Annotated in this window: 21 protein-coding genes; 16 read left to right on the top strand and 5 right to left on the bottom strand. The window is 38.0% G+C overall.

Going from position 1 to position 25,903, the window contains the following annotated elements:
• Positions 1-309: 309 nt before the first annotated feature.
• The 3 genes from cdaA (at position 310) to glmM (ending at position 3,902) form a co-directional block, all read left to right on the top strand.
• Positions 310-1,140, top strand: coding sequence for a diadenylate cyclase CdaA (gene cdaA, locus QDN89_RS17760; RefSeq protein WP_280771504.1), 831 nt, complete (start codon positions 310-312; stop codon positions 1,138-1,140).
• Positions 1,133-2,476: a CdaR family protein gene (locus QDN89_RS17755; protein WP_280771503.1), complete on the top strand. Its 1,344-nt coding sequence runs from the start codon at positions 1,133-1,135 to the stop codon at positions 2,474-2,476. Before cdaA ends, QDN89_RS17755 begins: the two co-directional genes overlap by 8 nt.
• Before the next feature lie 67 nt (positions 2,477-2,543).
• Positions 2,544-3,902, top strand: a complete 1,359-nt coding sequence (gene glmM / locus QDN89_RS17750) for a phosphoglucosamine mutase (protein WP_280771502.1) — start codon at positions 2,544-2,546, stop codon at positions 3,900-3,902.
• Positions 3,903-3,972: 70 nt separating this feature from the next.
• On the opposite strand, the gene QDN89_RS17745 is transcribed toward glmM, so the two are convergent.
• From QDN89_RS17745 to QDN89_RS17730, 4 genes are read right to left on the bottom strand one after another with little or no spacing between them, the layout of a single operon-like run.
• Positions 3,973-5,115, bottom strand: a complete 1,143-nt coding sequence (locus tag QDN89_RS17745; protein ID WP_280771501.1) for a mannitol-1-phosphate 5-dehydrogenase — start codon at positions 5,113-5,115, stop codon at positions 3,973-3,975.
• A 1-nt stretch (position 5,116) separates the two neighbouring features.
• A complete protein-coding gene (locus tag QDN89_RS17740) occupies positions 5,117-5,554 on the bottom strand; it encodes a PTS mannitol transporter subunit IIA (protein ID WP_280771500.1) in 438 nt (145 codons plus the stop codon).
• 2 nt (positions 5,555-5,556) lie between these two features.
• Entirely contained in the window at positions 5,557-7,689 is a 2,133-nt protein-coding gene (locus QDN89_RS17735) for a BglG family transcription antiterminator (protein WP_280771499.1), read from the bottom strand.
• Positions 7,690-7,723: 34 nt separating this feature from the next.
• On the bottom strand, positions 7,724-9,148 hold the full coding sequence (locus QDN89_RS17730) for a PTS mannitol transporter subunit IIBC (protein WP_280771498.1): 1,425 nt from the start codon (positions 9,146-9,148) through the stop codon (positions 7,724-7,726).
• A 680-nt stretch (positions 9,149-9,828) separates the two neighbouring features.
• Here QDN89_RS17730 and glmS point away from each other — a divergent pair.
• Entirely contained in the window at positions 9,829-11,631 is a 1,803-nt protein-coding gene (glmS, locus tag QDN89_RS17725; RefSeq protein WP_280771497.1) for a glutamine--fructose-6-phosphate transaminase (isomerizing), read from the top strand.
• Positions 11,632-11,843: 212 nt separating this feature from the next.
• Here glmS and QDN89_RS17720 read toward each other — a convergent pair whose 3' ends face one another.
• A complete protein-coding gene (locus QDN89_RS17720) occupies positions 11,844-12,752 on the bottom strand; it encodes an Ltp family lipoprotein (RefSeq protein WP_280771496.1) in 909 nt (302 codons plus the stop codon).
• A 374-nt stretch (positions 12,753-13,126) separates the two neighbouring features.
• Here QDN89_RS17720 and QDN89_RS17715 point away from each other — a divergent pair, with 374 nt between their 5' ends.
• The 12 genes from QDN89_RS17715 (at position 13,127) to QDN89_RS17660 (ending at position 25,799) form a co-directional block, all read left to right on the top strand.
• A complete protein-coding gene (locus QDN89_RS17715) occupies positions 13,127-13,987 on the top strand; it encodes an alpha/beta hydrolase family protein (RefSeq protein ID WP_280771495.1) in 861 nt (286 codons plus the stop codon).
• 120 nt (positions 13,988-14,107) lie between these two features.
• The gene (locus QDN89_RS17710; protein WP_280771494.1) at positions 14,108-14,458 is read left to right on the top strand and encodes a DUF2200 domain-containing protein; all 351 of its coding nucleotides are present in this window, start codon (positions 14,108-14,110) and stop codon (positions 14,456-14,458) included.
• A 444-nt stretch (positions 14,459-14,902) separates the two neighbouring features.
• Positions 14,903-15,274 (top strand): GntR family transcriptional regulator, encoded by a 372-nt coding sequence (locus QDN89_RS17705; protein ID WP_280771493.1) that lies wholly within the window; start codon positions 14,903-14,905, stop codon positions 15,272-15,274.
• Between the two features lie 5 nt (positions 15,275-15,279).
• The gene (locus QDN89_RS17700; RefSeq protein ID WP_280771492.1) at positions 15,280-16,146 is read left to right on the top strand and encodes an ABC transporter ATP-binding protein; all 867 of its coding nucleotides are present in this window, start codon (positions 15,280-15,282) and stop codon (positions 16,144-16,146) included.
• Complete coding sequence (locus QDN89_RS17695) at positions 16,139-16,744, top strand: ABC-2 transporter permease (RefSeq protein WP_280771491.1); 606 nt, start codon at positions 16,139-16,141, stop codon at positions 16,742-16,744. Before QDN89_RS17700 ends, QDN89_RS17695 begins: the two co-directional genes overlap by 8 nt.
• 432 nt (positions 16,745-17,176) lie before the next feature.
• Positions 17,177-17,518 carry a YflT domain-containing protein gene (locus QDN89_RS17690; protein ID WP_280771490.1) on the top strand — a complete coding sequence of 114 codons (342 nt, stop codon included), beginning with the start codon at positions 17,177-17,179 and terminating at the stop codon, positions 17,516-17,518.
• Positions 17,519-17,714: 196 nt separating this feature from the next.
• Positions 17,715-18,551: an alpha/beta hydrolase gene (locus QDN89_RS17685; RefSeq protein ID WP_280771489.1), complete on the top strand. Its 837-nt coding sequence runs from the start codon at positions 17,715-17,717 to the stop codon at positions 18,549-18,551.
• A gap of 105 nt (positions 18,552-18,656) precedes the next feature.
• Positions 18,657-18,998: a hypothetical protein gene (locus tag QDN89_RS17680; protein WP_280771488.1), complete on the top strand. Its 342-nt coding sequence runs from the start codon at positions 18,657-18,659 to the stop codon at positions 18,996-18,998.
• 177 nt (positions 18,999-19,175) lie between these two features.
• Positions 19,176-19,826, top strand: a complete 651-nt coding sequence (locus QDN89_RS17675) for an SIMPL domain-containing protein (RefSeq protein ID WP_280771487.1) — start codon at positions 19,176-19,178, stop codon at positions 19,824-19,826.
• A 251-nt stretch (positions 19,827-20,077) separates the two neighbouring features.
• Positions 20,078-21,061, top strand: a complete 984-nt coding sequence (locus QDN89_RS17670; RefSeq protein WP_280771528.1) for an LLM class flavin-dependent oxidoreductase — start codon at positions 20,078-20,080, stop codon at positions 21,059-21,061.
• Between the two features lie 340 nt (positions 21,062-21,401).
• Positions 21,402-23,144, top strand: a complete 1,743-nt coding sequence (locus QDN89_RS17665; protein WP_280771486.1) for a methyl-accepting chemotaxis protein — start codon at positions 21,402-21,404, stop codon at positions 23,142-23,144.
• A gap of 288 nt (positions 23,145-23,432) precedes the next feature.
• Positions 23,433-25,799, top strand: coding sequence for a bifunctional diguanylate cyclase/phosphodiesterase (locus QDN89_RS17660; protein WP_280771485.1), 2,367 nt, complete (start codon positions 23,433-23,435; stop codon positions 25,797-25,799).
• Positions 25,800-25,903: the final 104 nt, after the last annotated feature.

Raw genomic sequence — 25,903 nt, 5'->3', positions numbered from 1 at the left:
TCCTTTTTTTCAATAATTAGGTTTACATCGCTACCTATTGCTCTCTTTGAATCGATGATATCGAAACATTTATAGAAAAACGAGGCAGGATTATATATCCTAACTCGTTTTTTCTTCATTTAGAACTGCTTTTGTGCCAGCCTAATTTAGGAATATTAATGAGACGAATAGCATTTTTAGAAACATAATCATCACATGTTTTCCCACATAATTTTCCACCATCCTTCGAATAGTGTGTGAAGAAAATGTGTTATAATAAAAACAGACTGTACATATTTAAAGAAGAAATGTGATTTTGGAGGAAACCGTATGATTGAGCGATTGATTGAAGATATTTCAATATTGAGAATATTGGCGATAATCCTAGATATTGGATTGGTCGCATTTGTTATATATAAATTAATTATGGTCATTCGTGGTACGAGAGCCGTGCAGCTTGTCAAAGGGATCACGGTGATTTTGGCTGTCTGGTTTATGAGCGGGTACTTAGGTTTGAATACGCTCCAATGGATTATGCAACAAGCTGTTACTTATGGTTTACTTGCGATTATCATTATTTTTCAACCTGAATTGAGAAGGGCGTTGGAACAATTAGGAAGAGGGCGTTTATTCCAATCAAGCAACATTGCTGATGAAGAAGAAGTGAAACATACAGTGGAACATATTATTAAAGCATCTAACTACATGGGCAAACGCAGGATTGGTGCACTCATTTCCTTGGAGAGGGAAACAGGGATGAATGATTATATTGAAACGGGAATTCAAATGAATGCCAAATTAACATCGGAATTACTAATAAACGTATTTATTCCGAATACTCCTTTGCACGATGGGGCTGTAATTTTGAAAAACAATGAAATTATGGCAGCAGGTTGTTACCTTCCTCTCTCAGAGAATCCGTTTATCTCAAAAGAGTTAGGAACACGTCACCGCGCAGCCTTAGGGGTTAGTGAAGTGACGGATGCCATCACGATAGCTGTTTCTGAAGAAACTGGAGGAATATCTGTCACGAAAAATGGAGAACTTCATCGCAATATTGACGAAGATACTCTGCGGAAAATATTAGAAAATGCCTTATTAAAACAAGAAACAAATGGTTCATCTTCCCGATGGCAGTGGGGAGGTAAAAAGAATGAATAGATTAGATAATCTTTTTAATAAAAACTGGTTTATAAAATTAAGTTCTCTCGTTATAGCCTTTATGTTATTTTTAATGGTTAATATGGATAACTCTGTCAATCAACCTGGTGGACTTCCAGGAGTGACAGATGGTTCAAGGGTTCTAGAGGAAGTTGAAATGCAAGTCTACTATGATGAAGATACTTATGTTCTCACGGAACAACCAGAACCTGTGCAAGTAACACTTCGAGGACCGCAAAACGTCTTAACTGTGGCGCAAGTGACGCAAGGACAACAAGAATTGTACATTGACCTTGAAGGTAAGGAAGCAGGTGTTCACTATGAACAAGTGCAGCACCGAGGGTTTCCATCAGGGTTAACGATTACCATTTCACCAATGACAGTAAGAGTGACGATTCAAGAAAAACAGACGGTCTCTTTTCCAGTTGACGTTGAACTAATGAATGAAGGGCAATTAGAAGAAGGGTATGTGGTTGGAACACCTTCTACTAGCCCATCAACAGTAGATGTAACAGCAGCGCAAGGGATGATTGATCAAATTGCTTCTGCAAGAGTGAATATTGACTTAACTGGAATGTCTCAGTCTTTCTCGGATTCTTTTCCAGTGAGTTTTTATGACCAAAGCGGAAATGTATTGGAATTGAATGCGGATCCTCCTGCGGTAGAAGTAGAAGTTCCTATTACTAGTCCGAACAAGGAAGTTCCAATTAGAATCGGGCAAGATGGTGAATTGCCAGATGGTGTCGCCATTGACTCCATTTCTACACAACCAGAAAATATAACCATATTTGGTCCTGTAGGTATTATTAATGACATTTCGTTTATAGATTTATCATCAATTGACTTAACCGAAATATCTGGAGATACTGATTTTCAATTTGAAGTTCCTCTACCAGACGGGATCGAACGGGTGGAACCGGAAGTCATCACAGTTGAAGTAGAAGCGACGCAGGAAGCGGAGAGAGAATTCTCCGATTTCGAAATCGAGGTAGATGGACTTGAAGATAATCAGTCTATTGAATTTCTTTCTCCTGAACAAGGTCAGTTTGATTTAGTTGTGAAAGGAAGCCCAGATGCGTTGCAACGTCTTGAACGTGACGAGTTGGAAGCATCTCTAAATGTTGAAGGATTATCTGAAGGAGATCATGAAGAACCATTGTCCATAAATGGACCTCAAAACCTTCGTTTTCAACAAAATGATATGACGGTGTCTTTCATTCTTTCAGAGACTAATAGTTCTGGAAGTTCAACAGAAAATAATGAAAATGAAGAAGACGAAGTGAATGGTGAAACGGAAACGAATGAAACAGAAGACAGTGATCAAGATACTTCCTGAAAAAATAGCGTATAGCGTATATTCGATAAATCATAGATAATTTTGAAAAACCAGAAGGAGAGATAACATGGGAAAGTTTTTTGGAACAGATGGGGTCAGAGGGATAGCAAATAAAGAGTTGACTCCTGAATTAGCATTTAAATTAGGTCGTTTTGGCGGCTATGTTCTTACGAAAGAAACAGAAAAGCCGAAAATTCTAATAGGAAGAGATCCAAGGATTTCTGGTCATATGTTAGAAGGAGCCCTTGTTGCAGGGTTACTATCGATCGGTGCAGAAGTGATGAGGTTGGGAGTCATTTCTACACCTGGTGTCGCTTATTTAACAAAAGCGTTAAGTGCAGATGCAGGAGTTATGATCTCTGCCTCCCATAATCCAGTTGAAGATAATGGCATTAAATATTTCGGGTCTGATGGATTTAAACTGTTGGATAGCCAAGAAGAAGAAATTGAAAAGTTACTATTGAATAAAGACGATATGGAAGATGACTTACCTCGTCCAGTTGGAGGTGCTATTGGTATAGTAAACGACTATTTCGAAGGTGGTCAGAAATATCTTCAATTTTTAAAACAGACGATTACAGAGGACTTTTCAGGGCTTCATATTGCTTTAGATTGTGCTCATGGATCAGCATCTCCATTAGCGAACCATTTGTTTGCAGATCTTGATGCAGATCAAATTTCTTGTATTGGATCATCTCCAAACGGAGTAAATATCAACGCAGGTGTTGGCTCTACTCACCCTGAAACAATGGTTGAATTGGTCAAAGAAAAAGGAGCAGATATTGGACTATCTTTTGATGGAGACGCCGATCGACTCATTGCTGTAGATGAACTTGGAAACATTGTTGATGGAGACCAGATTATGTACATATGCGCGAAGTATATGAAAGAAACTGGACAACTTAAACATAGCACAGTCGTTACAACAGTCATGAGTAACCTCGGTTTTTATAAAGCTTTAGAAAACCATGGTGTTAATACAAAACAAACGGCAGTAGGTGACCGTTATGTCATGGAAGAGATGCGTAAAGGTGGATTTAACCTTGGTGGGGAACAGTCGGGACACATTATTTTCTTAGACCATTCCACAACGGGTGATGGTTTGTTGTCAGCTCTTCAGTTAGTTCAAATTGTTAAAGCAACTGGAAAACCATTATCTGAACTTGCTTCGGAAATGAAAAAATATCCACAAACTCTTGTGAATGTTCGGGTCGCAGATAAGCATGCGCTTCATAATAGTGAAGTGATTGCGGATGAAATTCGAGCTGTTGAAGCTGAAATGAATGGCGAAGGTCGTATCCTCGTTCGTCCATCGGGTACAGAATCACTTGTTCGTGTAATGGCAGAAGCACCGACTGAAAAGCTATGTGAACAATATGTCGATGATATTGTTGGAGTGATCAAGCGCGAGTTAGGGGCGTTATAGAAGAAAATCATTTTAAATATATAACAACGCACCTGCTTACTAGTAGGTGCGTTGTTTTGCATGTATATAGTTATACCTGATGATATAAGTCTGTCACTTTTTCAATGATCTTATCATTCTCGTCTAATCCAGATACTTCACTTAAGGCTTTTTTAACCCCTTTAGAAGAAATTTTTTCTTGTAGGTCCACTGCTTCTTTGTCTTCAGCATAATCATAGTGAAGAGCAGAAACAATTCCTTTTAATAAGCCGTTCGGCTCGACGTTAAGTTCCATTAATTGTCTTACTGGACTTATAAGGCGTTCATTTGCGCCCAATTTTTTGATCGGTTGTCGAGCAACTCTAGTCACTTCATCAATGATAAAAGGATTTGTAAATCGACCGAGGATTTTCTCGATGTAACGTTTATGGTCACTCGTATCGAATCCATGCTTTTCACAGACGAGTTTACCTGTCTCTTCTAATCCTTGTCTCACTTGTTGCTCTACAGCAGGATCCTTTAATGCGTCTTGAACCGTTTCTTTTCCTGCTTTGTAACCTGTGTAGGCAGCTAATGCATGACCTGTATTAACCGTAAATAATTTTCTTTCAATATACGCTTCTAAATGCTCTACAAAATGAATTTCCTCAATGGAAGGAATGTCACCTTTGTAAGTAGGCTTATCTACTACCCATTCGAAAAATGGTTCGACAAGTACATCAAGCATATTCTCTTGGTTTTGATTAGGAACAATTCGATCAACTGCAGCATTTGGAAAACCGATCTGCAGATCAACATCTTTTGTTACATTTTGATCTAAGTGCTCATATACAGCTTTTTTAAGGATGTCTGTTCCGCCAAGAGCGTTCTCACAAGCAATCACATTTAAAGGGAGATCGGAATGTAACACTCTAGCAGACAATCCTTTCGCGACGAGGGAAGCAATATGAGGGAGAATGTGTGCCCCAACGGCCGTCGTTAAGATATCTGCTTTAGATATGGCATCAATGACTTCACCTTCATTTTTAACAGAGTGAAGGCCACGGATGTTTGAGACTATAAATTCCCTTTTTTCTTCTTCAGCATAAAAAACGGTATATTCTTTCTTCTCATTAATGGCATCAATTAATTCTTCATTCACGTCAACAAAAGTCGTTTCATAACCGGCATCAGCTAGAATTTTCCCGATAAAACCTCGTCCTATATTTCCGGCGCCGAAATGGACAGCGATCATGTTATTCCACCTCGCTAAATAATGATAGAAGTTCTTCTGCGGATTTAGCTTGAACCATTTTTTCAATATTATCTTCATCAGAACATACGATAGCAATTTTAGATAGGATGTCTAAGTGTTCATTGTTTTGACCGGCAATCCCAAAAACCATTTGCACTTGATTTCCACTTCCATAGTCAATTGGTTCTGCTAATTGAAGAATAGAAATACCGGAAGCATTGACGCTTCCTTTTGCATCTTCTGTACCGTGGGGGATAGCTATGGAGTTCCCCATAAAGGTAGATGTCATTTCTTCGCGTTCGAACATTTTAGTGATGTATTCCTCATTAACATAACCGCCGTCAACGAGGATTCTTCCTGCAAGACGAATCGCCTCTTCTTTTGAATCTATCTTTGCATTTAATCTTACATTCTCTTCAGAGATTACTGGTTTACTCATGATTAATATTCTCCTTTATTATTAAAGTATTCTTCGTAATAATTGAATAATTTTTCACTAATGAAATTGGCTAAGGCATCGCTGTCAGCCGTTTGAAAAAGAGCCGTGCTCTCTTCGCTTTCAATGATTATCCCACTGATAGCACTCAATATTCTAGATTCCTCTTCTGTCATTTCAGTTGGACCTAACATGATGAGTACTCTAGTCATATTGATCATATTCCCATCCATTGCTTTTAACTGAAAAGATTGTTTCAAGTCATGAACGACAAAAATGGGGGCGATGACATATTCACTTCTCGCATGAAATAAGGCTAACTCGGTTTGAGGTATGCCTAGACCAGACAACTTTACTCTTTTCTTCAAACTAGCTATTACTTCGTTCACATTGGAAACTAGCTTCTGTGTTTTCAAATGTGCCACGACGTTGGAAATGTCTTCCCATAGGTCGAGATGAGCTTCGCTTTCGTAAATACGGAAATGTTTTAACAACTGGATAGTGGATGTTAAACTTTGTTGCAATTCATTCAATTTTTTGATGACTTGACTATGTGTTCTTTTCAACGGTTGATGATTCTCTATTTTTGTTTTTAAAAGTGGTACTTTTGAAACGGCGTCGTAATGTTCTCTTCGATCAATATAGTCTTGAATTTTTCGAACATCTTCTTCCGTTAAAAACGGGTTGACTTGGACGTAGTCCACGGAGTAATCGACCAAAGGAATAGTCGAAATAACTAAATCTAGTTCATTATTCGCAATATCATCTAAATCAAACAAAGATCTATTTTGAACGTTCGTAATGTTTGGAAATTCATTTTGTAAACGGCTTGAAATCATTTTTGATGAACCGATGCCACTAGAACAAATAACAACAGCACTATGTGTCCGTCTATTACCTTCTCGTTCTATAGATGAACCAAAGTGTAACACGAGAAAACCAATTTCTTCATCAGGAATTTCAACATCTGTAAGAACGGATTGTAACGCTTTTTTGACGGTTAAAAATAAGTCTGGATAATTTTGTTGTATTTTTTCTTGAAGTGGATTATGAATGTGCATTCCTTGTTTTAGACGGTATAAAGCAGGGTCAAGGTGAGCCATAAGCCCCTGATATAATGATGCGTCTTCGTCTAGGTCTGTTTGAACCTGTTCACTAACTTCGCGAATTAATCTTCTTGCAATCATTGCAGTATCAAGGTTGTCTTCGGTAAATAAAACTTGGTTGTCTTGACGCAACTTTGCACCACGTAAATGCATCGTAATATACCCAATTTCAGCTTCAGGAATAGGCAGGGAAAAAGTGTGTTCCAATTCTTCCGCTAACTTTGTAGCAAGGGCATATTCTTTTTTGTCTTTTAAATGGTTAGCCAATTTAGCATGAATGCTAATGTTTTCCCCTTTAACAATCCTTTCAATAGCCAAAGTTAAATGCACAACGAGGGCAATGTATGCGGAGTCAGCAATCTGATAGTCGAGAGAGCGACAAATCTTCTCAACGGCAACTTCTACCTTCTTAAGTTTTTCTACGTTTATGAAGCCTAGTAATTGTCCAGCAATTGATTCACTGAGGTCTGTCTCTTGGCTCGGTAATTGCCTTCGAATATACTGTAAGATGTCCGTTTCATCAAAGTTTTCTGCTAAAAGGCCACTTATCGCTTTTCGTTTAGATGATTCATTACCGACTAACTGAATACCAAATCCACGTCGTTTTTCCAACGTTAATTCATACTTCAACAACCACTCTGCTACTTTATCTAAATCATTACTGATCGTGGCAACCGTGACGTTTAAATCTGTCGCTAATGACTGCAGTTTCATAGGCTCGAAAGATTCTAGAAGTTTACAAATGATAATCACATATCTTTGTTCTGGTAAGAAATCGAAATGCTTCGCTTCTTGTAAGTCTTGGGTGAATTGATCGATTTGCTCTTTGGAACCTTTTAAGAAAATCCCTTTTCCAGTGATTTTCTCAAGCGTGATTTCATAAGGATGAAGCAGTGAATCGAAACTAGTCAAGTCACGATGAATCGTGCGCTCACTAACTTGCAGGGAGTGAGCGATCTCTCGGATCGTCACTCCCTCAGGTTGTTGGATGAGAAGGTCTAAAATGAATCTGTCTCTTGCAGAAACATACATATTAAATCACCCCGTTACAGCTATAGAAGCTGTATCACTTTAAGTTTTCAACAAGCTTATCATATTCAGGGCTACTTAAGAAATTGTCCACAGAAATATGGTGAGCTGTTGGTAATTTTTCTTTTGCGCGTGGTGTTAAATCTTTATGAGTAATAACAACATCTGTTCCTTCAGGAAGGTTACTGATTGATGTGTTTTTCACATCAATATCAAGTCCAGCTTTCTTAACTTTATCGCGAAGAATGGAAGCACCCATGGCACTCGATCCCATTCCGGCGTCACAAGCGAAGATGATCTTCTGAACGTTAGCGAAGTTGAACTCTCCTTGAGCGGAAGCAGAATCCCCTTTAAGTGAAGATGAAACGGAACTTTCTTTGCCTTTCATCGTTTCCATTTTTGATGTAGCGTCTGCAAGACCCTCTTCATCACCTTGCATTTTGCTTGTTTTCAAAATGAATGAAGCAACGAGGAATGAAACAACTGTTGCAACGAGAACACCCGTATAAACAGGAATGTAATAACCTGGTTGAATCAATAGTGTATAAGCGATAATACTACCTGGTGATGGACTAGCAGGTAATCCTGCACCTAATAAGTTAAATGTGAAAATACCACTCATACCACCAGCAATAACGGCAAGCACTAATGAAGGCTTCATTAATACGTAAGGGAAGTAAATTTCATGAATTCCTCCGAAGAAATGAATGATAATTGCACCAGGAGCAGAGCGTTTTGCCATGCCTTTACCAAAAACAGTGAAAGCAAGTAGAACACCAAGACCAGGTCCAGGGTTTGTTTCTAATAGGAAGAGAATCGATCTTCCCACTTCAGAAGCTTGTTCTAACCCTAGTGGTGTTAGTACACCATGGTTAATTGCGTTATTTAGGAATAAAATTTTGGCAGGTTCAATCAAAATACTTGTTAATGGTAGTAAACCAGCGTCTACAATTGCTTCTACACCGACACCCATAGCTTGACTAAAAGCAGATACAAGTGGTCCGATACCAGCTAAACCAATAAGTGCAAGTCCGCCACCTAAGATACCGGCAGAGAAGTTGTTGATAAGCATTTCAAAACCAGGTTTGATTTTTCCTTCAAATAGTCCATCGAATTTCTTGATGACGAAACCACCTACAGGTCCCATGATCATTGCTCCGATAAACATTGGAACTTCTGCCCCGACGATGACACCCATTGTAGCGACTGCCCCGACGACACCACCACGTGTTCCGTAGATGAGCTTACCACCTGTAAAACCAATTAATAGTGGTAGTAAATATGTGATCATCGGTCCAACTAGTTCAGAGAAACTTTCATTTGGGAGCCAGCCATCAGGAATAAAAAGTGCGGTAATAAGTCCCCATGCAATGAAAGCGCCGATGTTCGGCATGATCATACTACTTAAAAAGTTACCGAACCTTTGAATTCTCGTACGAAGTGTACTTTTTTCTTGCGCCATTGTTGTTTCCTCCTTTTTTGATGAATAAATAGTAATTTGTTCTTAACTCTATAATAAAGCGCTACCAACGCTTATACAAAGCATTGTTAAGCTAAATTCGTCAAAAGCAATGTTGACATTTTTAACTTATTTGATTGACATCGACACATTTGATATTTAAAAAATGAATTAATGTAAGGAATTTATTGATTTGCCCTTATAAAAGAACACATTAGAACGAATTTTCATAAAGTGAAAGTAGGAGATACATTCTCCTTTTGGTCATAATATAAAACATGCTTTGATAAAGTTTGACACAAATGTTGTCGAATAATACAGATGAAGTAAAAAAACAATTGACCAAATTTTTACGAATGTAGTATGATTAGGCTATTCAAGAGATGAAAGGAGGATCGGACAACAGATTTTTCCATCAATAAAAAGCGCCAGGACTGTGAGCGATCGTAAAAGCATCGCAGTTGACGAGGAAGAGGTTCATCGAAAGATTCGGCGGATGCCTCTCGGTTGATTCACCACAACCGCAAGCAATAGTGTAAAACGAAGAGGCGACTCTTCGAACAAAGCCTATAGCATTGGTGAAAACTTATGAATATCAAATAACTATACTAATAAAAGATAAAGAGTGGGGCAAAAAATGCCCCAAAGCATTTCTTGTCCCACTTCAGGGAGGAAATGATATTATGTGTGGAATTGTAGGATATGTAGGAACAGAAGACGCAAAGGAAATCTTACTACGAGGTTTAGAAAAGTTGGAATATCGCGGCTATGACTCTGCCGGAATTGCGGTAGCAAATGAGAGAGGAATCCATGTATATAAGGAAAAAGGCAGGATTGCTACTCTTCGGGAATCAGTTGATGAAACAGAGCCAGGAATGGTTGGAATTGGACATACTCGCTGGGCGACACACGGTGCGCCTAGTCAATTGAATGCCCACCCTCATCAAAGCCATTCAGCACGATATACCATTGTTCATAACGGAGTAATCGAGAATTACGAATATGTTCGCAGGGAGTTCCTTCCTAACGTGGAGATGGTCAGTGACACGGATACAGAGATCATCGTACAGCTTGTCGATAAGTTTGCTTCAGAAGGTTCAACAACGGAAGAAGCATTTCGTCAAGCGCTAAGCTTATTGAAAGGATCTTATGCAACAGCTCTGTTAGACCTTGACGATCCAGAAACAATTTATGTAGGAAAAAATAAAAGTCCGCTCCTCATTGGACTTAGTGATGGTGTGAATGTTGTTGCTAGTGACGCGATGGCGATGCTTCAAGTTACAAATGAATTCGTTGAAATCATGGACGAAGAAATAGTCATCGTTAAAAAAGATAACGTCACAATCAAAACCATGACTGGTGAAGAAGTAACACGTGACTCGTATGTGGCTGAAATTGATAGCAGTGATATCGAAAAAGGCACATACCCTCACTATATGCTCAAAGAAATTGACGAGCAGCCATTTGTTATTCGTAACATTATTACGAAGTACAAAGATGAGGATGATAGTATTAAGCTTGATGAAAACATTCGTCAAGCTGTACTTGAAGCGGATCGAATTTATATTATTGCGGCAGGAACGAGCTATAATGCGGGTCTAGTCGGGAGAGAAATGATTGAAAAAATCGCTAACATCCCAGTCGAGACGCACATTGCCAGTGAATTTCTTTATAACATGCCGTTATTAAGTAAAAAACCACTCTTTATTTTCATTTCACAGAGCGGGGAAACGGCGGATTCTCGTGGAGTTCTCGTGAATGTGAAAAAGCTAGGTCACAAAACATTAACGATCACAAATGTTCCAGGATCAACGTTGTCTCGTGAAGCGGAATATACGTTACACACATTTGCTGGTCCAGAAATTGCGGTAGCTTCTACGAAAGCATATACGGCACAAATGGCCGTTTTGGCTATCTTAGCTGTTGATGCAGCAAGAGCAAAGGACGTTGCGATCGATTTTGATCCATTACAAGAGTTAGGTATCGTTGCAAATGCGATGGAAATATTCACGGAACAAAAGGATGTTCTTGAAGAAATTGCTCGTGATTACCTCAGTGTAGCGCGAAGCTGCTTCTTTATCGGACGTTCGATGGATTATCACGTTTGTATGGAAGGTTCATTGAAATTAAAAGAAATTTCATATATTCAAGCAGAAGGTTTTGCTGGTGGAGAACTAAAGCACGGTACGATCGCTTTGATCGAAGAAGGTACACCTGTTATTGGTCTTGCTACGCAAGAAAATGTTCATTTAAACCTGCGTGGGAACATGAAAGAAGTGGTTGCTAGAGGAGCTTATCCTTGTATGATTAGCATGGAAGGCTTCCAAGAAGACGACGACAAAATCGTCATTCCTAAAGTTCATGACTACCTCACGCCGTTAGTGAGCGTCATCCCAATGCAACTTATCGCCTACTATGCAGCCCTTCACAGAGGTTGTGACGTAGATAAGCCTAGAAATCTAGCAAAAAGCGTAACAGTAGAATAGGTTAGGAGAGGAGCATACATAATTATGTATGTTTCTTTTTTTTGCATTTTCATATGTTTCCATCCTATATTATGGATGGTGAAAGGGGGAAGAAAATGCGGGTTGGTGGGTGAGTGCAAAAGATTTTTACAAAGAGACACTTCCTTCTTCACACAAACCAAAAATTTCATTTTTATGGAAAGAGGGAAGTATTATCCCCCCCTTAATCTGTTTTACAACCCAACTTGGTCAACAGCATACGTTGCATCTTCCTTGCTGAAACCTTCAAATTCTAACTGTTCAATCAGTCCACTTCTTGAAAATGCTGTGTAATCAAGATACTGTTCAGCTTTTAAGACTGCCTGTTCTCTCCAATCAACTTCAATGTTTTCAACCCCGAAAGTCGCATCTTCCTTACTAAATCCTTCAAATTCCAACTGTTCAACCAAGCCAGACTTTGAGAAGGCGGTATAATCAATATACTGTTCAGCTTGTAATACCGCTTGTTCTCTCCAATCAACTTCGATGTTTTCAACTCCAAATGACGCATCTTCCTTACTAAATCCTTCAAATTCTAACTGTTCAACCAAGCCAGACTTTGAGAAGGCGGTATAATTAATGTACTGTTCAGCTTGTCGTATTGCGTTCTCCTGTGAAACAGTCAAACTATTTTGAGCTTCTTTCTCTGCTTCTGCTTTAGCCTTTTCTTCAGCTTCCTTCTCTTCTGCTTTTTTCTTTTCCTCTGCTTCTTTTTCTGCTTCCGCCTTTGCCTTTTCTTCCGCTTCTTTCTCAGCTCTCTCTTCGGCTTCTTTGTCAGCTGTTTCTTCTTCTGTTTCTTGCTCTACTTCTTCTACTTCTTCTACTTCTTCTATTGCTTCTTCTTCGCCTACTACTTCTTTATCCTCACCATACGTAGCAAGCGATCCCAATAATACGAATGAAAAGAACACAGTTATAACAATTCGCATTTTTTTCCCATGGTGTTTGTAATTCCAAATAAGAAAGAAAAATACAGGTATCATCATCCATCCGATTCCTGCGGTTACGCCTAATAAAATACCCCCCACCAATAACGACACCCAAGCAAACCATTTCTTCTTGAAAATTTCTGTTTTTTCTACATTGTTATTTACATCTGCCATTTACATTTCCCCCTTATTTTTTCCTAACTATTCCTTCTTTCTTCTCAATATTATCAGAGAATAAAACATTTCCCCGTTTTATATTTCTCCATTTTTCGACATTTTAAATAATCCGATTGCTCTTCATATCGCACTAATTTCAAAACCCGTTATTTCGAATAACATCAATACTCTTCCTTCTTCGTACAAATCGAAATTTTCATCTGGATGATTTGTAATGGGGAATTTGTTTGTTAAAGACGCGGTTTAAATGGAAAAAATTCAATCGCCGTCACACGCTCTTTCCCACTCATTTTTCTCAAGCCTGAGAGACGACCATATGACTTGAAACCTCTTCCATTTTTATCCGTATTATGATAAGGAAGGGTGTTTATATGATTAGACGTTTTGTTGCGTTACTGATTGTTTTACTTTTTACTGGGTGTTCAAGTGAAGAACCCGTGCTGGTTGAAAAAAACGAACTAAGTAATTTTACAAGTGAGTATGATGTTTCAGCATGGGAAGTTGTTTATGAAAGTGATGACTATTTAATCGACGGATATGTTGTAAGTCCGATTGATCAAAGTGAGCGTTATCCGACGCTCGTCATTAACCGTGGAGGAAATCGCAACTTCGGAGAAATAGATGAAGAGTGGCTTGCACATATGCATGCTTATTGGGCAGATCAAGGGTATACTGTCATTTCCAGTCAGTACCGGGAAGGTGGTAACAGTGAAGGAGTAGACGAGTTTGGTGGTAATGATGTAAATGATGTGCTACAGCTTGAATATGTTGCGCAAGAAATTGAGTTTGCTGATGAAGACGAAATTTATATGTTCGGCCTGTCCCGTGGCGGGGTGATGACCTATCGTGCTATTCAAGAAGGGATGGAAATCAGAGCGGCTGCGACACTTGGTGGTGTTTCAGACTTGATGGAGACCTATGAAGCTCGTGGTATTAATATGAAAAGAGTTCTTGTAGATTTAGTAGGGCATCCGGCGGAGGAACCTGAAGAATATGAGAAACGCTCAGCCATGGCATGGCCGGAAGACATCTCCGTTCCTCTATTACTCCTTCATGGGGAAAAAGATGAACAAGTGCCATATAACCAGTCTACAGACTTATATGAAGAGCTTCATGAGAGGGGCCATGAGGTGAAACTAGTCACGTATGAAGAAGGTGACCACGGACTTCATGATTACTTTGAGGACTATAACCGTGAAGTATTAAAGTGGTTTAATACTTATGAAAATTGATTTAAATAACCTCTTGGAATAAGATTTCCGTAAGAAGTTAGCAGACAATCTGCTAAGCATACACTAGCTTGCATGTTTTACGTGATATAATTAAGAAAAATTTGAATGGGGGTCTGTGTTATGGCTAGACATAAGATTTATACAATGAGTTTTGCAAGTGTCTATCCCCATTATATTAATAAAGCTGAGAAAAAAGGACGCACGAAAGCCGAAGTCGATGAGATCATTCGTTGGTTGACCGGATATAGCCAGGAAGAATTAGAAGAACATTTGGAGAAAAAGACAGACTTTGAGACCTTCTTTGCTGAAGCATCCCAATTGAATCCTTCACGGACTTTGATCAAAGGTGTGATCTGCGGTGTTCGAGTGGAAGACATCGAAGAACCTACTATGCAGGAAATTCGCTATTTGGATAAGATGATTGATGAATTAGCTAAGGGAAAAGCGATGGAGAAGATTTTGCGGAAATAACAAATAAAAGCTAATTCACATTATAGATGACTCATCCACCCTTTTGACATAACTGTCTAAAGGGTGTTTTTGTGAGTGGAAAAAAGAAAATTTATAAAATTGATAACTAGATTAATGAACGGTGCGGAAGTGGCAGGGGAATTCATTTAGTATAAATGAAATTACAATACCCCTCCTTTACTATAAAATCAATTAATAGAAATGGAAGATGTAGCGACAACTGTCTAACTTCTAAAAATAAATGGTTGCACAAGGACTTTGGTGTGTATATAATGTGTATAAAGTATATATACATTATATAATAATATAAAAATCCTTTTGAGTTTATAATTTCCTATTGAGGATAGGATTTTACATGGGGGCACGGCAAAAATTCTCTATATACAAGGACTACTGCACAGTGTGGATTAACGAAATTTCAAATAAATAAAATGAGGGATTGGCATGCAAATCATTATTTCCAATAGTTCAAAGGAGCCGATTTATGAACAAATTACTAACCAAATTAAATCGTCTATTTTATCAGGAGATTTACAGGAAGGAACAGCGATCCCTTCTATGCGTAAACTAGCAAAGGATTTACAAATTAGCGTGATTACGACGAAACGAGCCTACGAGGAATTGGAGAAATCAGGATTTATTTATTCCATTGTCGGTAAAGGCTCTTTTGTGGCAGAGCAAAATTTAGAGGTTATGAGAGAAAAGAAGCTGAAGGTGATTGAGGAGCAGTTGAATGCAGTGATAACAAATAGTAAAGAAATTGGACTCTCACTTGATGAACTGCAGCAATTAATGAAGATTTTATACGAGGAGTGAATGAAATGGAAAATGTGGTTGAATTAAATAATGTAACCAAAAACTTCAAAGGTTTTTCCATTAAAAATATGGATTTACAAGTAAAACAAGGTTTTGTAACGGGATTCATTGGTGCAAATGGTGCTGGGAAGTCGACAGCTATAAAAATGATGATGAAACTATTGCAACCGGATTCTGGGGAGGTTAAGCTTTTTGGACTGGATTACCAAACGCATGAAAAGGTGATCAAGGAGCATATTGGATTTGTATACGATGGCAATGTATTTTACGAAGGGTTAAATTTAAAAGATATAAAGCGCATTGTTGGACCAGCTTATAAACGTTGGGATGATACATTGTTTTATCAATATATAGAACAGTTCGAATTACCCCTTAATAAAGCAATAAAAACGTTCTCTAAAGGGATGCAAATGAAAGCGTCTTTGGCGATAGCCCTGTCACATCATGCAGAGCTGATTATAATGGATGAACCAACAGCAGGATTAGACCCCATTTTCAGACGGGAGCTGCTTGATCTGTTGCAGGAATTAATGATTGACGGCAATCGTACTATTTTTTTCTCCACGCATATAACAACAGATTTAGACCGTATTTCAGATTATATTGCTTTTATTCAGAATGGGGAACTCATATTCAATCAGTCGATTCACGATGTCGCTGAAAACTATGCCCTCGTTAAAGGTGGAATGGATCTTTTGGATAGAGACACAGAAAAGGCGTTCGTTCATGTTCATCGGGCCCCAACAGGGTTTGAAGCTTTGACGGATAATATTAAAGAAGTAAAGAATATCTTCGGGGAATCGGTGGTCATTGAACAGGCATCTCTAGAAAATATTATGTACTACTCGAAAGGAAGGAAAAGCTATGTTTAATTTAATCAGACGTGACGTCATCCTTCAGAAAAAAATGCTGTTAACCTATCTTCCCTTTATTCTGTTTTTTGTCATGATGGACTCCCACCCAGCTATGACGTTTCTCATTGCCAGTATTTTTATTCCCTTTAATGCTTTTGCTTACGATGAGAAAGCAGAAACAAATATTTTATTAAATTCCTTACCATATACACGTGTGGAAATAATCGCATCACGATATATTGGTGCCATTGTTTATATGGTTGTAGCCATAGGTTTGGCTAGTCTATCATTATATGCTTTTAGTCAACCGTTTTCGATGATGGATATTGCGATTGGGAATAGCCTATTCTTACTATTTGCAGCGTTTACCTTTCCGCTATTCTATATTATTAAACCAGGCCATATTTTTTCGGTTGTACTCATAAGCTTTCTTCTTTTAGCAGCGGTAGGGCCACAAGTTGTCATTTTTTTAGCTGAACACCTAACTGTGATTACTAATTTTATTGCAAGTTTTTCTGTTCCAGCTTTATATACGGGAGCGGCAGTTATTGTCATGACTCTCTATGCGATTTCTTGGATAGTGACGACTATCATTTATCAGAAAAAAGCATTCTAAGTGGATTCTTTGCGCTAGAGAAAAAATCAAAACTTCACCTAGATAGATGTAGAATTTAAAACAATACTTGTACTAGTTTGATCCAAGGGGTTAAACAAGTATTAAGATATTTTCTACAAAAAGTACAGGGAATTACAAATATTATGCTCTTTCCCAAGCCCGATAAAATATCTCGTCATTTTATACGCTTTTTATTATTTTTAAAAGGCGTTTTATTTATTTCTTAATTTAAATAGTAATAATTGAGTGACGACCGCTATAGTGGATGTGTGTTTTAAAATGATCTTATCGGGAACACAAGAGAGTAGTTCCACTATGATAGAAAAGATACTAATGAGATAGATATGTAGATTTCATCTTTTTAAGATTTACATCTAGTTTGTTTATCTATTACGAAAAACGATAGGCATAATATATGAGGAGGAAATGCAAATGAAACCTTTATTCAAAATATTTCACGACGATGAAAAATTAAGTGAATCGATTGGAAAAATTAGAAAAGATGGTGTTCGGGATGAAGATATTTATGTTCTTTCCCATGACAACGACCATGAACAAAGAAACAGAAAAAGCACTGATGCAAACAAGGTCGGAGTTAGTGAATTAGGAGTAGGAACAACATTAAAAAATGTCTTTCGTTCTAAAGGAGACAAGCTTCGTACTAAAATGAAAGAAATGGGATTTGATGCAGAGAAAGCAGAAGATCTAGAAGAAGAGCTAGATAAAGGAAAAACATTGCTCATTGTTACAAATCAAGAAAAAGTGGAGTTTTAACGTAAATCAAATATTGTAATATGTATATAATGGTTGATAAGCTTGAGGCGCAGAGAAAAGATATGTGGCCTCAAGCTTTTTTTCTATAGAATTTAACATTTCTGCTAGTGTTGCTCTCATTTACTCAAAAGATCAGATTCACAATAATATTGAGAATATTTTTGGTTATGACTATCATTTTGGGAGGGAGTTGCTCATGTCTAATTGGATACTGTGGCCGGCTATCATCTTACTGTTTATTGGTATTATGTTAAGTCTGTTGTATGCCTTTCAAGACAGGTTAATCTTTTACCCACAATCAATCAGCCAGACGGAAGTGGATAGAATTGCTAGAGACTATGAACTCTCTGAAGAACTCTCGTTCCATGGAGAGGATGGTAAAGAACTACATGGATGGTTAGTGAACGCTGAACAACATGGGAACGAAACACATCGGTTACTTATTTACTATGGTGGCAATGCAGAAGAACTGTCTGGACAAATACCTCTTATGACAGATCATTTACAGGATTGGTCAGTGCTATTAGTAAATTACAGAGGATACGGAAAAAGCGAAGGAAGCCCTAGGGAAGAGTCATTATATGATGATGCACTTTTAATTTTTGATCAAATTCAAGGTCGGTTTGATGGCGGACTAGATTCTTTGGTGTTAATGGGGAGAAGCATTGGAACCGGCATCGCAACAAAAGTGGCGGCTGAACGTGATGTAAATGGATTAATTCTCATATCGCCTTTCGACTCTTTAACAGAAGTAGCGAGGCATCATTACCCTTTTTTACCGATATCAACGCTGTTACGTTATTCGTTTAACTCTGCTGAAAGAATAAATGATATTTCTGCTCCCGTTATGGTAATGGCGGGTGACGAGGATCGAATAATCCCTGAAAAACGAACGAGAGCGTTGCTTGAGAAAAAGACGGGATCCGTTCAATATGAATTAATGAATGGAAGGGGTCACAATGATATTCATATAGATCCTCACTTTTGGACATCTATACGTGATTTTTTAAAGTCGATCCATGAAGACAGATAGTTTTGACCAGGGATCTTGATATGATTGTATCGCATTATTACTCCCAATTTATAGTTAGAAAAAATCTTGTTAGACGAAAGAGAGATCATTTTTGGAGGTTTTTTGATGAAAAAAATAATCATAAAATATGTTGTGATAGGCTGTATTTTTACATTAATTTTAGGTGCTTTAACTGTATCGATAGCAAGTTGGCGAATATTTCTTCTGTCTTCGGTTGTGTTAGGTGTTTTGGCATTTATCCCACTAGTTGTGGCAGCATTATCAAATGAAAGTGCTCCAAAACCAACGTTATATGGAACTTCAGCACCTAATAAGTACACGACAATAAAAGTGAATGAAGGAAAAAAGCAAAATAAAAAGCTAATGAAGTGGGGCATTCGTTTTGCGTGTATAGGTGTTCCATTAATGCTCTCATTTTTTATTTTTTCAATTTTAACTCTTCAGTAAAGCATGTTTAACTGACCTACTATTTTTATCCCATAAGCTCTTGTTCATCATGGATACGTCGATTAACAGACTATTCATGATGATTTTTTTGTATACAAAAAGAACTCCTAACGATGAATTTTTTTAGAAGCATCTAGCATACGTATAAAATAATATGACTTTAGAGGAGGAATGACGGTGTACTATTCTTATCCGTTTTACTTTAAAAAAGGTTATTCCCGTGTGATGACAGTTCATGGAATGGGAGAAGTATCTATTGAGCCGGACACAGCTAGCGTAATGGTGGAAGTCGTTACACAAAATCAACAGATTAGCATGGCACAAAAGGAAAATGCTAATCAAATGAACAATGTGATCCAAGCTCTTTTACAAATGGGGATTTCCAACGAAAATTTGCAAACAACAGCTTATGCGATACAACCGTTATATGACTATGTGGAGGGAACACAAGTATTTAGAACGTTCGAAGTTAGAAATTCTTTAGAAATTACTATTCATGATATTGACCTCGTAGGAGCTGTCATTGATGTTGCGATTGAAAGCGGAGCGAATCGGGTGTCCAACATTCAATTTATGCTTAAAAATCGAGAGGAGCATGATCAACTTGCACTGAATGATGCTTTGCGTAATGCGCAAGTGAAGGCTCAAATGATCGCAGAATCATTAACAATTTCATTTGATCCGATCCCAATAAAAATTGTCGAGGAAAAACGAGATGAAATACGTCCATTTAGGCTTTTTGCAGCAACAGAAGATAGTTTATCAACCCCGATTCAACCTGGACAAATCGAAATTAAAGCAAGAGTAGAAGTACAATTTCAATATTGAATAATGAAAGCAGTCTTTCGGGTGAAACATATAAAATCAAAATAATTTCTAATTGATCATTATTGGATAAACAGGAAGGAGGAATAGACTTAATTAGAGCTCATGGAGATTATCTTCATACTATATATTCGGTTAAGTTGAGAGGTTCATTTATAAAATAAAAGGGAATTGTATGTATAAAAGAAAGTAAAACAAACGTTTAATTAATAACCAAAGTTGTTACATAGCGTTAGGAGAGAAGGTGTTTGAAGATGAAGCTAAGTGTATTGGATCCATCACCAATTTTAGAAAATCAAACGCCACAAGAGGCATTGCTCGATTCAGTCAAATTAGCGCAATTAGCCGAAGAATTAGGGTATACTCGCTTTTGGATGACGGAACATCATGATTTATCAGGTCTTGCATCATCAGCACCAGAAGTAATCTTAAGTTATGTTGGCGCTCATACGAAAACGATTCGACTTGGCACGGGAGCCGTACTATTGCCATTCTATAAGCCGTATAAAGTTGCAGAAGTGCATCATACGTTAGCATCGTTGTTTCCGGGGCGAATAGACTTAGGAATTGGACGAGCACCAGGAGGATCAGCGCAGGCAACGAATGCGTTATCCGATCAATATTTAAAGCAAGTGTGGAAGATACCAGAAAAGGTAAAAGAACTTCTTCTCTTTATCGATCAAAAACATTCTGATTTATTAGCATCGCCTGTTCCTACTATTGCACCAACACCATGGATTTTAGGAACGAGTAAAAAAAGTGCAGACCTAGCAGCAAAGAACGGGGTTGGATATGTATTTGGAGAGTTTATGAGTGATCATGATGGAGAGGAAATGATTCATGAGTACTTAAAAACCTATCAATCAAGATACGGCGAAAGTTCACCTCAAGTAATCGTTACCGTTTCGGCTATTTGTGCTAAAACGGATGAGTTAGCGGAAAAGATGGCATATCGATCATTTATATGGTCGTTGATAAATGAAAATAGATTAACGGATGTTAGTGCTAAACCTTTAGAAGAACAAGTGAACGAATATAAATTGAACGAGGTTGAATTGGAGAAACTTGAGGCAATGAAACAAAAGGTTGTCTTCGGTGATCCCAATACTGTGAAAAGAAAGTTAGAAATGTTGCAATCAAAATATCAAGCGAATGAAATGATGATCTTCACTTCTATACTTTCTGCTAATGATCGGAGAGAATCTTATCGACTTATTGCGAAAGAATTTTTCAAGTAAAGGAGCTTTAAAAGAAGGATATATAAATCATTGTGCAAAGCAGACGTGTTAGTCCTTTCTCTTTATCCGTACAAAAAGACATATACGTAATAATCGACTAGAAGGATGTTAATCGTCATTCTAGTCTTTTTTATTTAGGGTGTGAAGTCATGATCTTTCATTTCTTCTGTAGACATTTACCACACATTACTTTCTGATTAGATACTATAATAAATAGGCCTTATGTATAGGTATAAAAAACTATGTAGACGAGGGAGAGGAAAAAAATTATAATAGGAAGAAGTTATTGGTGGTAAAAAAGACTTATGAAATTTATAAAAGAAAATGTGGGGGAAATGGGATGAAATCTTTTGGAATAAGAAAGAAACTGTTAATCATTTCGGCAATATTGTTGTTAGTACCTACGTTAGTTGTTGGAAGTGTTTCCTATTTTTCAGCAAATCAGAGTCTGAACGACTCAGGAAAAACAACGATTGAGAACTCAGTGACGATGGCCATTCAATTGATTGATGCAATGAATCAACAAGTGGAAGCGGGAAATTTAGAATTAGCAGATGCCCAAGAGCAAGTGAAGACTTATCTACTCGGAGAGATGCAAGATGATGGGACTCGTCCCATCAATGAAAACATTGACCTAGGGGAGAATGGTTACTTCGTTATTTATGATGAAGAAGGAAATGAAGTCGCACACCCGACTCTCGAAGGAGAAAATGTTTGGGATGTTCAAGATGAGCAAGGGAACTACCTTGTCCAAGATCAAATTGCTGCAGCCCAAGCAGGTGGTGGATTTACATATTACTCATGGGAATTTCCAAATGACCCCGGGCGTACAGGGGATAAAATCATGTATAACGAAATGGAGCCAAACTGGGGATGGGTAGTAACAGCAGGGTCATACATGGTTGATTATAATGAAGCATCCAATGGAATTTTATGGACGGTCATTTGGACCGTTTCCGCATCATTAGTTGCAGGAGCTATCATGATTTTCTTTTTTGCTAAGCACATTTCTGCCCCAATCGAGCAGGTTAAGGTTCAGCTAAAAGAAATGAGTGAAAACAACCTTAACCTTGAAGACCTTCCGGAAAATCGACGAGATGAATTTGGTGATCTTGCGAGAAGTATGAATCAAATGAAACAGAGCCTGCATCAGATTGTGAAACGAATTGTTGATTTCTCCGGTTCCCTTGCCTCCTCTTCTGAGCAGTTGACAGCAAGTTCTGAAGAAACGACAAGAGCAACGGAGCAGGTGACAGAATCGATCCAGCTCATTTCAGATAATGCAGCTACCCAGCGGGATATGGGACAATCAACGCAAGATTATGTCATGGACGTGTCTGAAGCTATTGCCTTCATTCAGAGCAATATGAAGAAGGTAAATGATGCGGTTGATGATACTGCGGAGAAAGTGGAAGGTGGAAAAAGTCAGGTGACGGATTCGTCACAAAAGATGACTCTAATCCAAAATCAAACGTCATCCGTTTCTGCTTCCATTAATCAACTGGGAGAGAAGTCGGCAGAGATAGAAAGTATTTTAAGCTTAATTACGGATATATCAGAACAAACAAATTTACTTGCTTTAAATGCTGCAATTGAAGCGGCTAGAGCTGGCGAGCATGGTAAAGGTTTTGCTGTTGTTGCTGATGAGGTAAGGAAATTAGCCGAAGAGTCAAACCGATCAGCTTCAAATATTAGTCAACTGGTAGAAGATATTCAGAATGATATTAATCAAGCCATGACAGTAATGAAAGAAAATGAAACGAGAGTCAACGAAGGTAAGCAATCCATTGAAGCAACAGGGAAGGCTTTTGATGATATTGCGTCATCGAAAGAGCAAATAGTCAGCCTGTCTGGAAAAGTATCTGTGAACATTCAGAAAGCAAATGAAACAACCGGTCAAATGATTGAAGCAGTGATGAATACGGTACAAGCTGTCGAATCGTCATCGGAAGAAGTGGGGACAGTCGCAGCCAGTTCAGAAGAACAAACCGCTTCGATGCAAGAAGTATCTTTCGCTTCGTCATCATTAGCAAAAATCGCAGAAGAATTAAATGATATTGTCTCTACTTTTAAACTAAAATAATAAAGGAAAAGAGCAACCCAAATCCGGAGATGAAATGCGATGGGGGTTGCTTTTTGTTTTCAAAATAAAGTGATTTATATGTGATAATTTTTTTCTTTCCTTTATATCGTACATCTTTTAGAAAACAGCTTTTAAACAAGAATTTCACTAGAAAAAATTGTCGAAAAATACTATTTTTTGTAGTAATATTTGGGTATTTGTCGTACAATTGTTTCAACTGTGTGTATAGTGTTAATTGAAAAGTAGCAAGTGATTGTTAAAATATTGCATAATTGTGGAGGTGGCAAGGTGACAGGTTACGACCATTTACTGGGGCATTATAATCTGTCCCTTGTATTATTATCATATATCATCGCAGTATGCGCTGCATTATTAGCAATTGAACTAGCAGGTAGGGTGAAAGTAGCTCAGGGAGTGACAAAAGGAATTTGGCTCATTTCTGGTGGAGCCGTTTTAGGATCTGGCATTTGGTCGATGCACTTTATTGGCATGATGGCTCATTCATTCGAAGAAACGGTCTTTTTCGATCCAACGATCGTTTTCCTCTCATTAGTAGCTTCTGTCATAGGATGTATTTCAGGGTTCTCTATCATGTACTATCAACGTCATCTCGAATGGAGAATTTTCATTGGAAGTTTGTTCATGGGTGGTGGTATAGCTAGTATGCACTACATTGGTATGGAAGCAATGGAACCGATCAATACGTCTTACAACTATTTTTACGTGCTAATTTCAGTTGTTTTAGCTGTGTTGGCTTCTGCTCTAGCTTTATGGATTGGGTTTTCTGATAAGATATCGGAAAGAAAAGTGTATTGGAAGAAGAAAGGGCTTTTTTCATTCGTTATGGCTTTAGCTATTACAGGCATGCATTACATTGGTATGGAAGCAACAACTTTTTATCCATTGTCAGAATCGGACAACCTTAATCTATTAGCACAATGGGATATTTCATCGATGAAATGGATTGTTTTAACTGGAACAATGATTATGTTTACGATGACGTTTTTATTTATCTTAATTGATCGAACGATGCGAAGACATGCCATTATGCAGGGAGTTATGTTTGATTCAGCGGAAGATGGAATGATAATGACGTCTAAAAACGGGAAAATCATTCGCAGAAATAAAGCTTTCCGCGAAATGATAACGATGAAGGAAGTAGACTCTACTATCATTCCTTCCTCTATCGAAACATTATTGACAGAAGATATGACACCCCATGTAAGGCATACTCGAGAGATGGAAATCGACGGTCGTCACATGATAATTGAAATCACTAAACATCCACTTCAAGGAGAACAATTGTGGTTATCACTGTGGTTTTTTCGAGATATTACAGAACAAAAGCATTCACAGCAAATGGTTGAATTTATGGCTTATCATGACCCTTTGACAAAACTGCCAAATCGGTATTATTTAGACAGTACATTAGAAAAAAGAATGGCGGAGAAGCAACCGATAGCTTGTTTGTTTTTTGATGTGGACCGTCTGAAAATTATGAATGACACTCTGGGGCATGAAGCAGGAGATTTGTGTCTTAAAGAAATATCGAGAAGAATGAAAAAATTGTTTGTTGGAGAAGGTCTCCTCGTTCGTCACGGCGGTGATGAATTTGTTGGTTTATTAGTAGGTGAGCGGTCCAAACAAGCTGTTGATGTTGCAAAAGAAATGATTAAGCAAATGCGTGAGCCGTTTCTTATAGAAGGCATAAACATTAGAATGAAAATCAGTTTAGGAATTGCGCAATATCCAGGACTTGCATCAACGCCAAGTGAGCTGATTCGTATTGCTGATTTGGCTATGTATGAATCGAAAAAACAAGGTAAAAATGAAATCATGGAATTTAATACTGAAATGGAAAGGAATATTCAGCGAAGGGTTTTGATTGAGGAAAACCTTCTTCAAGCGGTGGAAGAAAAACAATTTTACCTCCTTTATCAACCGAAGATATCTCTTCATTCCTTAGAGATTGAAGGTGTGGAAGCTTTGTTAAGGTGGGAGCATCCAAAGTTAGGTAATTTGTCGCCTGCAGAATTCGTTCCTATTATAGAAGAAATGGGGTTCATTCATAAAATAGGGAATTGGGTTGTGGAAGAGGCATGCAATCAATGGTTTCGGTGGCATCGTCAAGGACTCACCCCGATTACAATGGCTGTTAATATTTCTCCACTTCAGTTCACTAAAGAGAACTTTGTTGAACAAATCCATGCACATATAGTGGAGTCTGGAATGGATCCGAGGTTTCTTGAATTAGAGATGACAGAATCTTCTTCGTTAGTATATGAGGAATTAGCTACAGATAGCTTTTCGAAACTTCAAGAAAGTGGAGTGAAACTGTCCATTGATGACTTTGGAACAGGTTATTCTTCTTTCAGTCAATTGAGAGAACTCCCCGTAGAAACGTTAAAAATAGATCGTTCATTTTTGAAAGATATGCTTGGGAATTCATCAAGAGAAGCGATTGTTCGTTCGATGATTCACCTTGGGCACAATCTAGGTATGCGTGTCCTCGTTGAAGGAGTAGAAGATGGATATCAATTAACATGGCTTCAACATGAAGGTTGTGATCTCGTTCAAGGGTTTTATTTTAGTCGACCAGTCCATGCAGAAGTGATAAAAAGCATGTTAATAAAAGAAGCTGGAACTGGCTCCTGAAACAATGCGATCAATAGAATACGATGAAGAAGAGGTGGAAAACCAGAGGCTATGCTATTGGCATATCTGGTAACCAGCCTCTTTATTCATTTAGTAAGTAATTA

The sequence above is a fragment of the Salipaludibacillus daqingensis genome, from assembly GCF_029891575.1.
GTDB classification, from domain to species: Bacteria; Bacillota; Bacilli; order Bacillales; family Salisediminibacteriaceae; genus Salipaludibacillus; species Salipaludibacillus daqingensis.
This window is presented reverse-complemented; position numbering and strand designations above follow the sequence as displayed.

Bases quoted from the DNA above. Each gene is read 5' to 3' on its own strand.
- QDN89_RS17705 (WP_280771493.1), top strand. From the start codon at position 14,903: ATGCAAATCATTATTTCCAATAGTTCAAAGGAGCCGATTTATGAACAA.
- QDN89_RS17700 (WP_280771492.1), top strand. From the start codon at position 15,280: ATGGAAAATGTGGTTGAATTAAATAATGTAACCAAAAACTTCAAAGGT.
- QDN89_RS17755 (WP_280771503.1), top strand. From the start codon at position 1,133: ATGAATAGATTAGATAATCTTTTTAATAAAAACTGGTTTATAAAATTA.
- QDN89_RS17665 (WP_280771486.1), top strand. From the start codon at position 21,402: ATGAAATCTTTTGGAATAAGAAAGAAACTGTTAATCATTTCGGCAATA.
- QDN89_RS17735 (WP_280771499.1), bottom strand. From the start codon at position 7,689: ATGTATGTTTCTGCAAGAGACAGATTCATTTTAGACCTTCTCATCCAA.
- QDN89_RS17730 (WP_280771498.1), bottom strand. From the start codon at position 9,148: ATGGCGCAAGAAAAAAGTACACTTCGTACGAGAATTCAAAGGTTCGGT.
- glmS (WP_280771497.1), top strand. From the start codon at position 9,829: ATGTGTGGAATTGTAGGATATGTAGGAACAGAAGACGCAAAGGAAATC.
- QDN89_RS17715 (WP_280771495.1), top strand. From the start codon at position 13,127: ATGATTAGACGTTTTGTTGCGTTACTGATTGTTTTACTTTTTACTGGG.
- QDN89_RS17710 (WP_280771494.1), top strand. From the start codon at position 14,108: ATGGCTAGACATAAGATTTATACAATGAGTTTTGCAAGTGTCTATCCC.
- QDN89_RS17680 (WP_280771488.1), top strand. From the start codon at position 18,657: ATGAAAAAAATAATCATAAAATATGTTGTGATAGGCTGTATTTTTACA.
- QDN89_RS17670 (WP_280771528.1), top strand. From the start codon at position 20,078: ATGAAGCTAAGTGTATTGGATCCATCACCAATTTTAGAAAATCAAACG.
- QDN89_RS17690 (WP_280771490.1), top strand. From the start codon at position 17,177: ATGAAACCTTTATTCAAAATATTTCACGACGATGAAAAATTAAGTGAA.
- QDN89_RS17745 (WP_280771501.1), bottom strand. From the start codon at position 5,115: ATGATCGCTGTCCATTTCGGCGCCGGAAATATAGGACGAGGTTTTATC.
- QDN89_RS17695 (WP_280771491.1), top strand. From the start codon at position 16,139: ATGTTTAATTTAATCAGACGTGACGTCATCCTTCAGAAAAAAATGCTG.
- cdaA (WP_280771504.1), top strand. From the start codon at position 310: ATGATTGAGCGATTGATTGAAGATATTTCAATATTGAGAATATTGGCG.
- QDN89_RS17740 (WP_280771500.1), bottom strand. From the start codon at position 5,554: ATGAGTAAACCAGTAATCTCTGAAGAGAATGTAAGATTAAATGCAAAG.
- QDN89_RS17720 (WP_280771496.1), bottom strand. From the start codon at position 12,752: ATGGCAGATGTAAATAACAATGTAGAAAAAACAGAAATTTTCAAGAAG.
- QDN89_RS17685 (WP_280771489.1), top strand. From the start codon at position 17,715: ATGTCTAATTGGATACTGTGGCCGGCTATCATCTTACTGTTTATTGGT.
- glmM (WP_280771502.1), top strand. From the start codon at position 2,544: ATGGGAAAGTTTTTTGGAACAGATGGGGTCAGAGGGATAGCAAATAAA.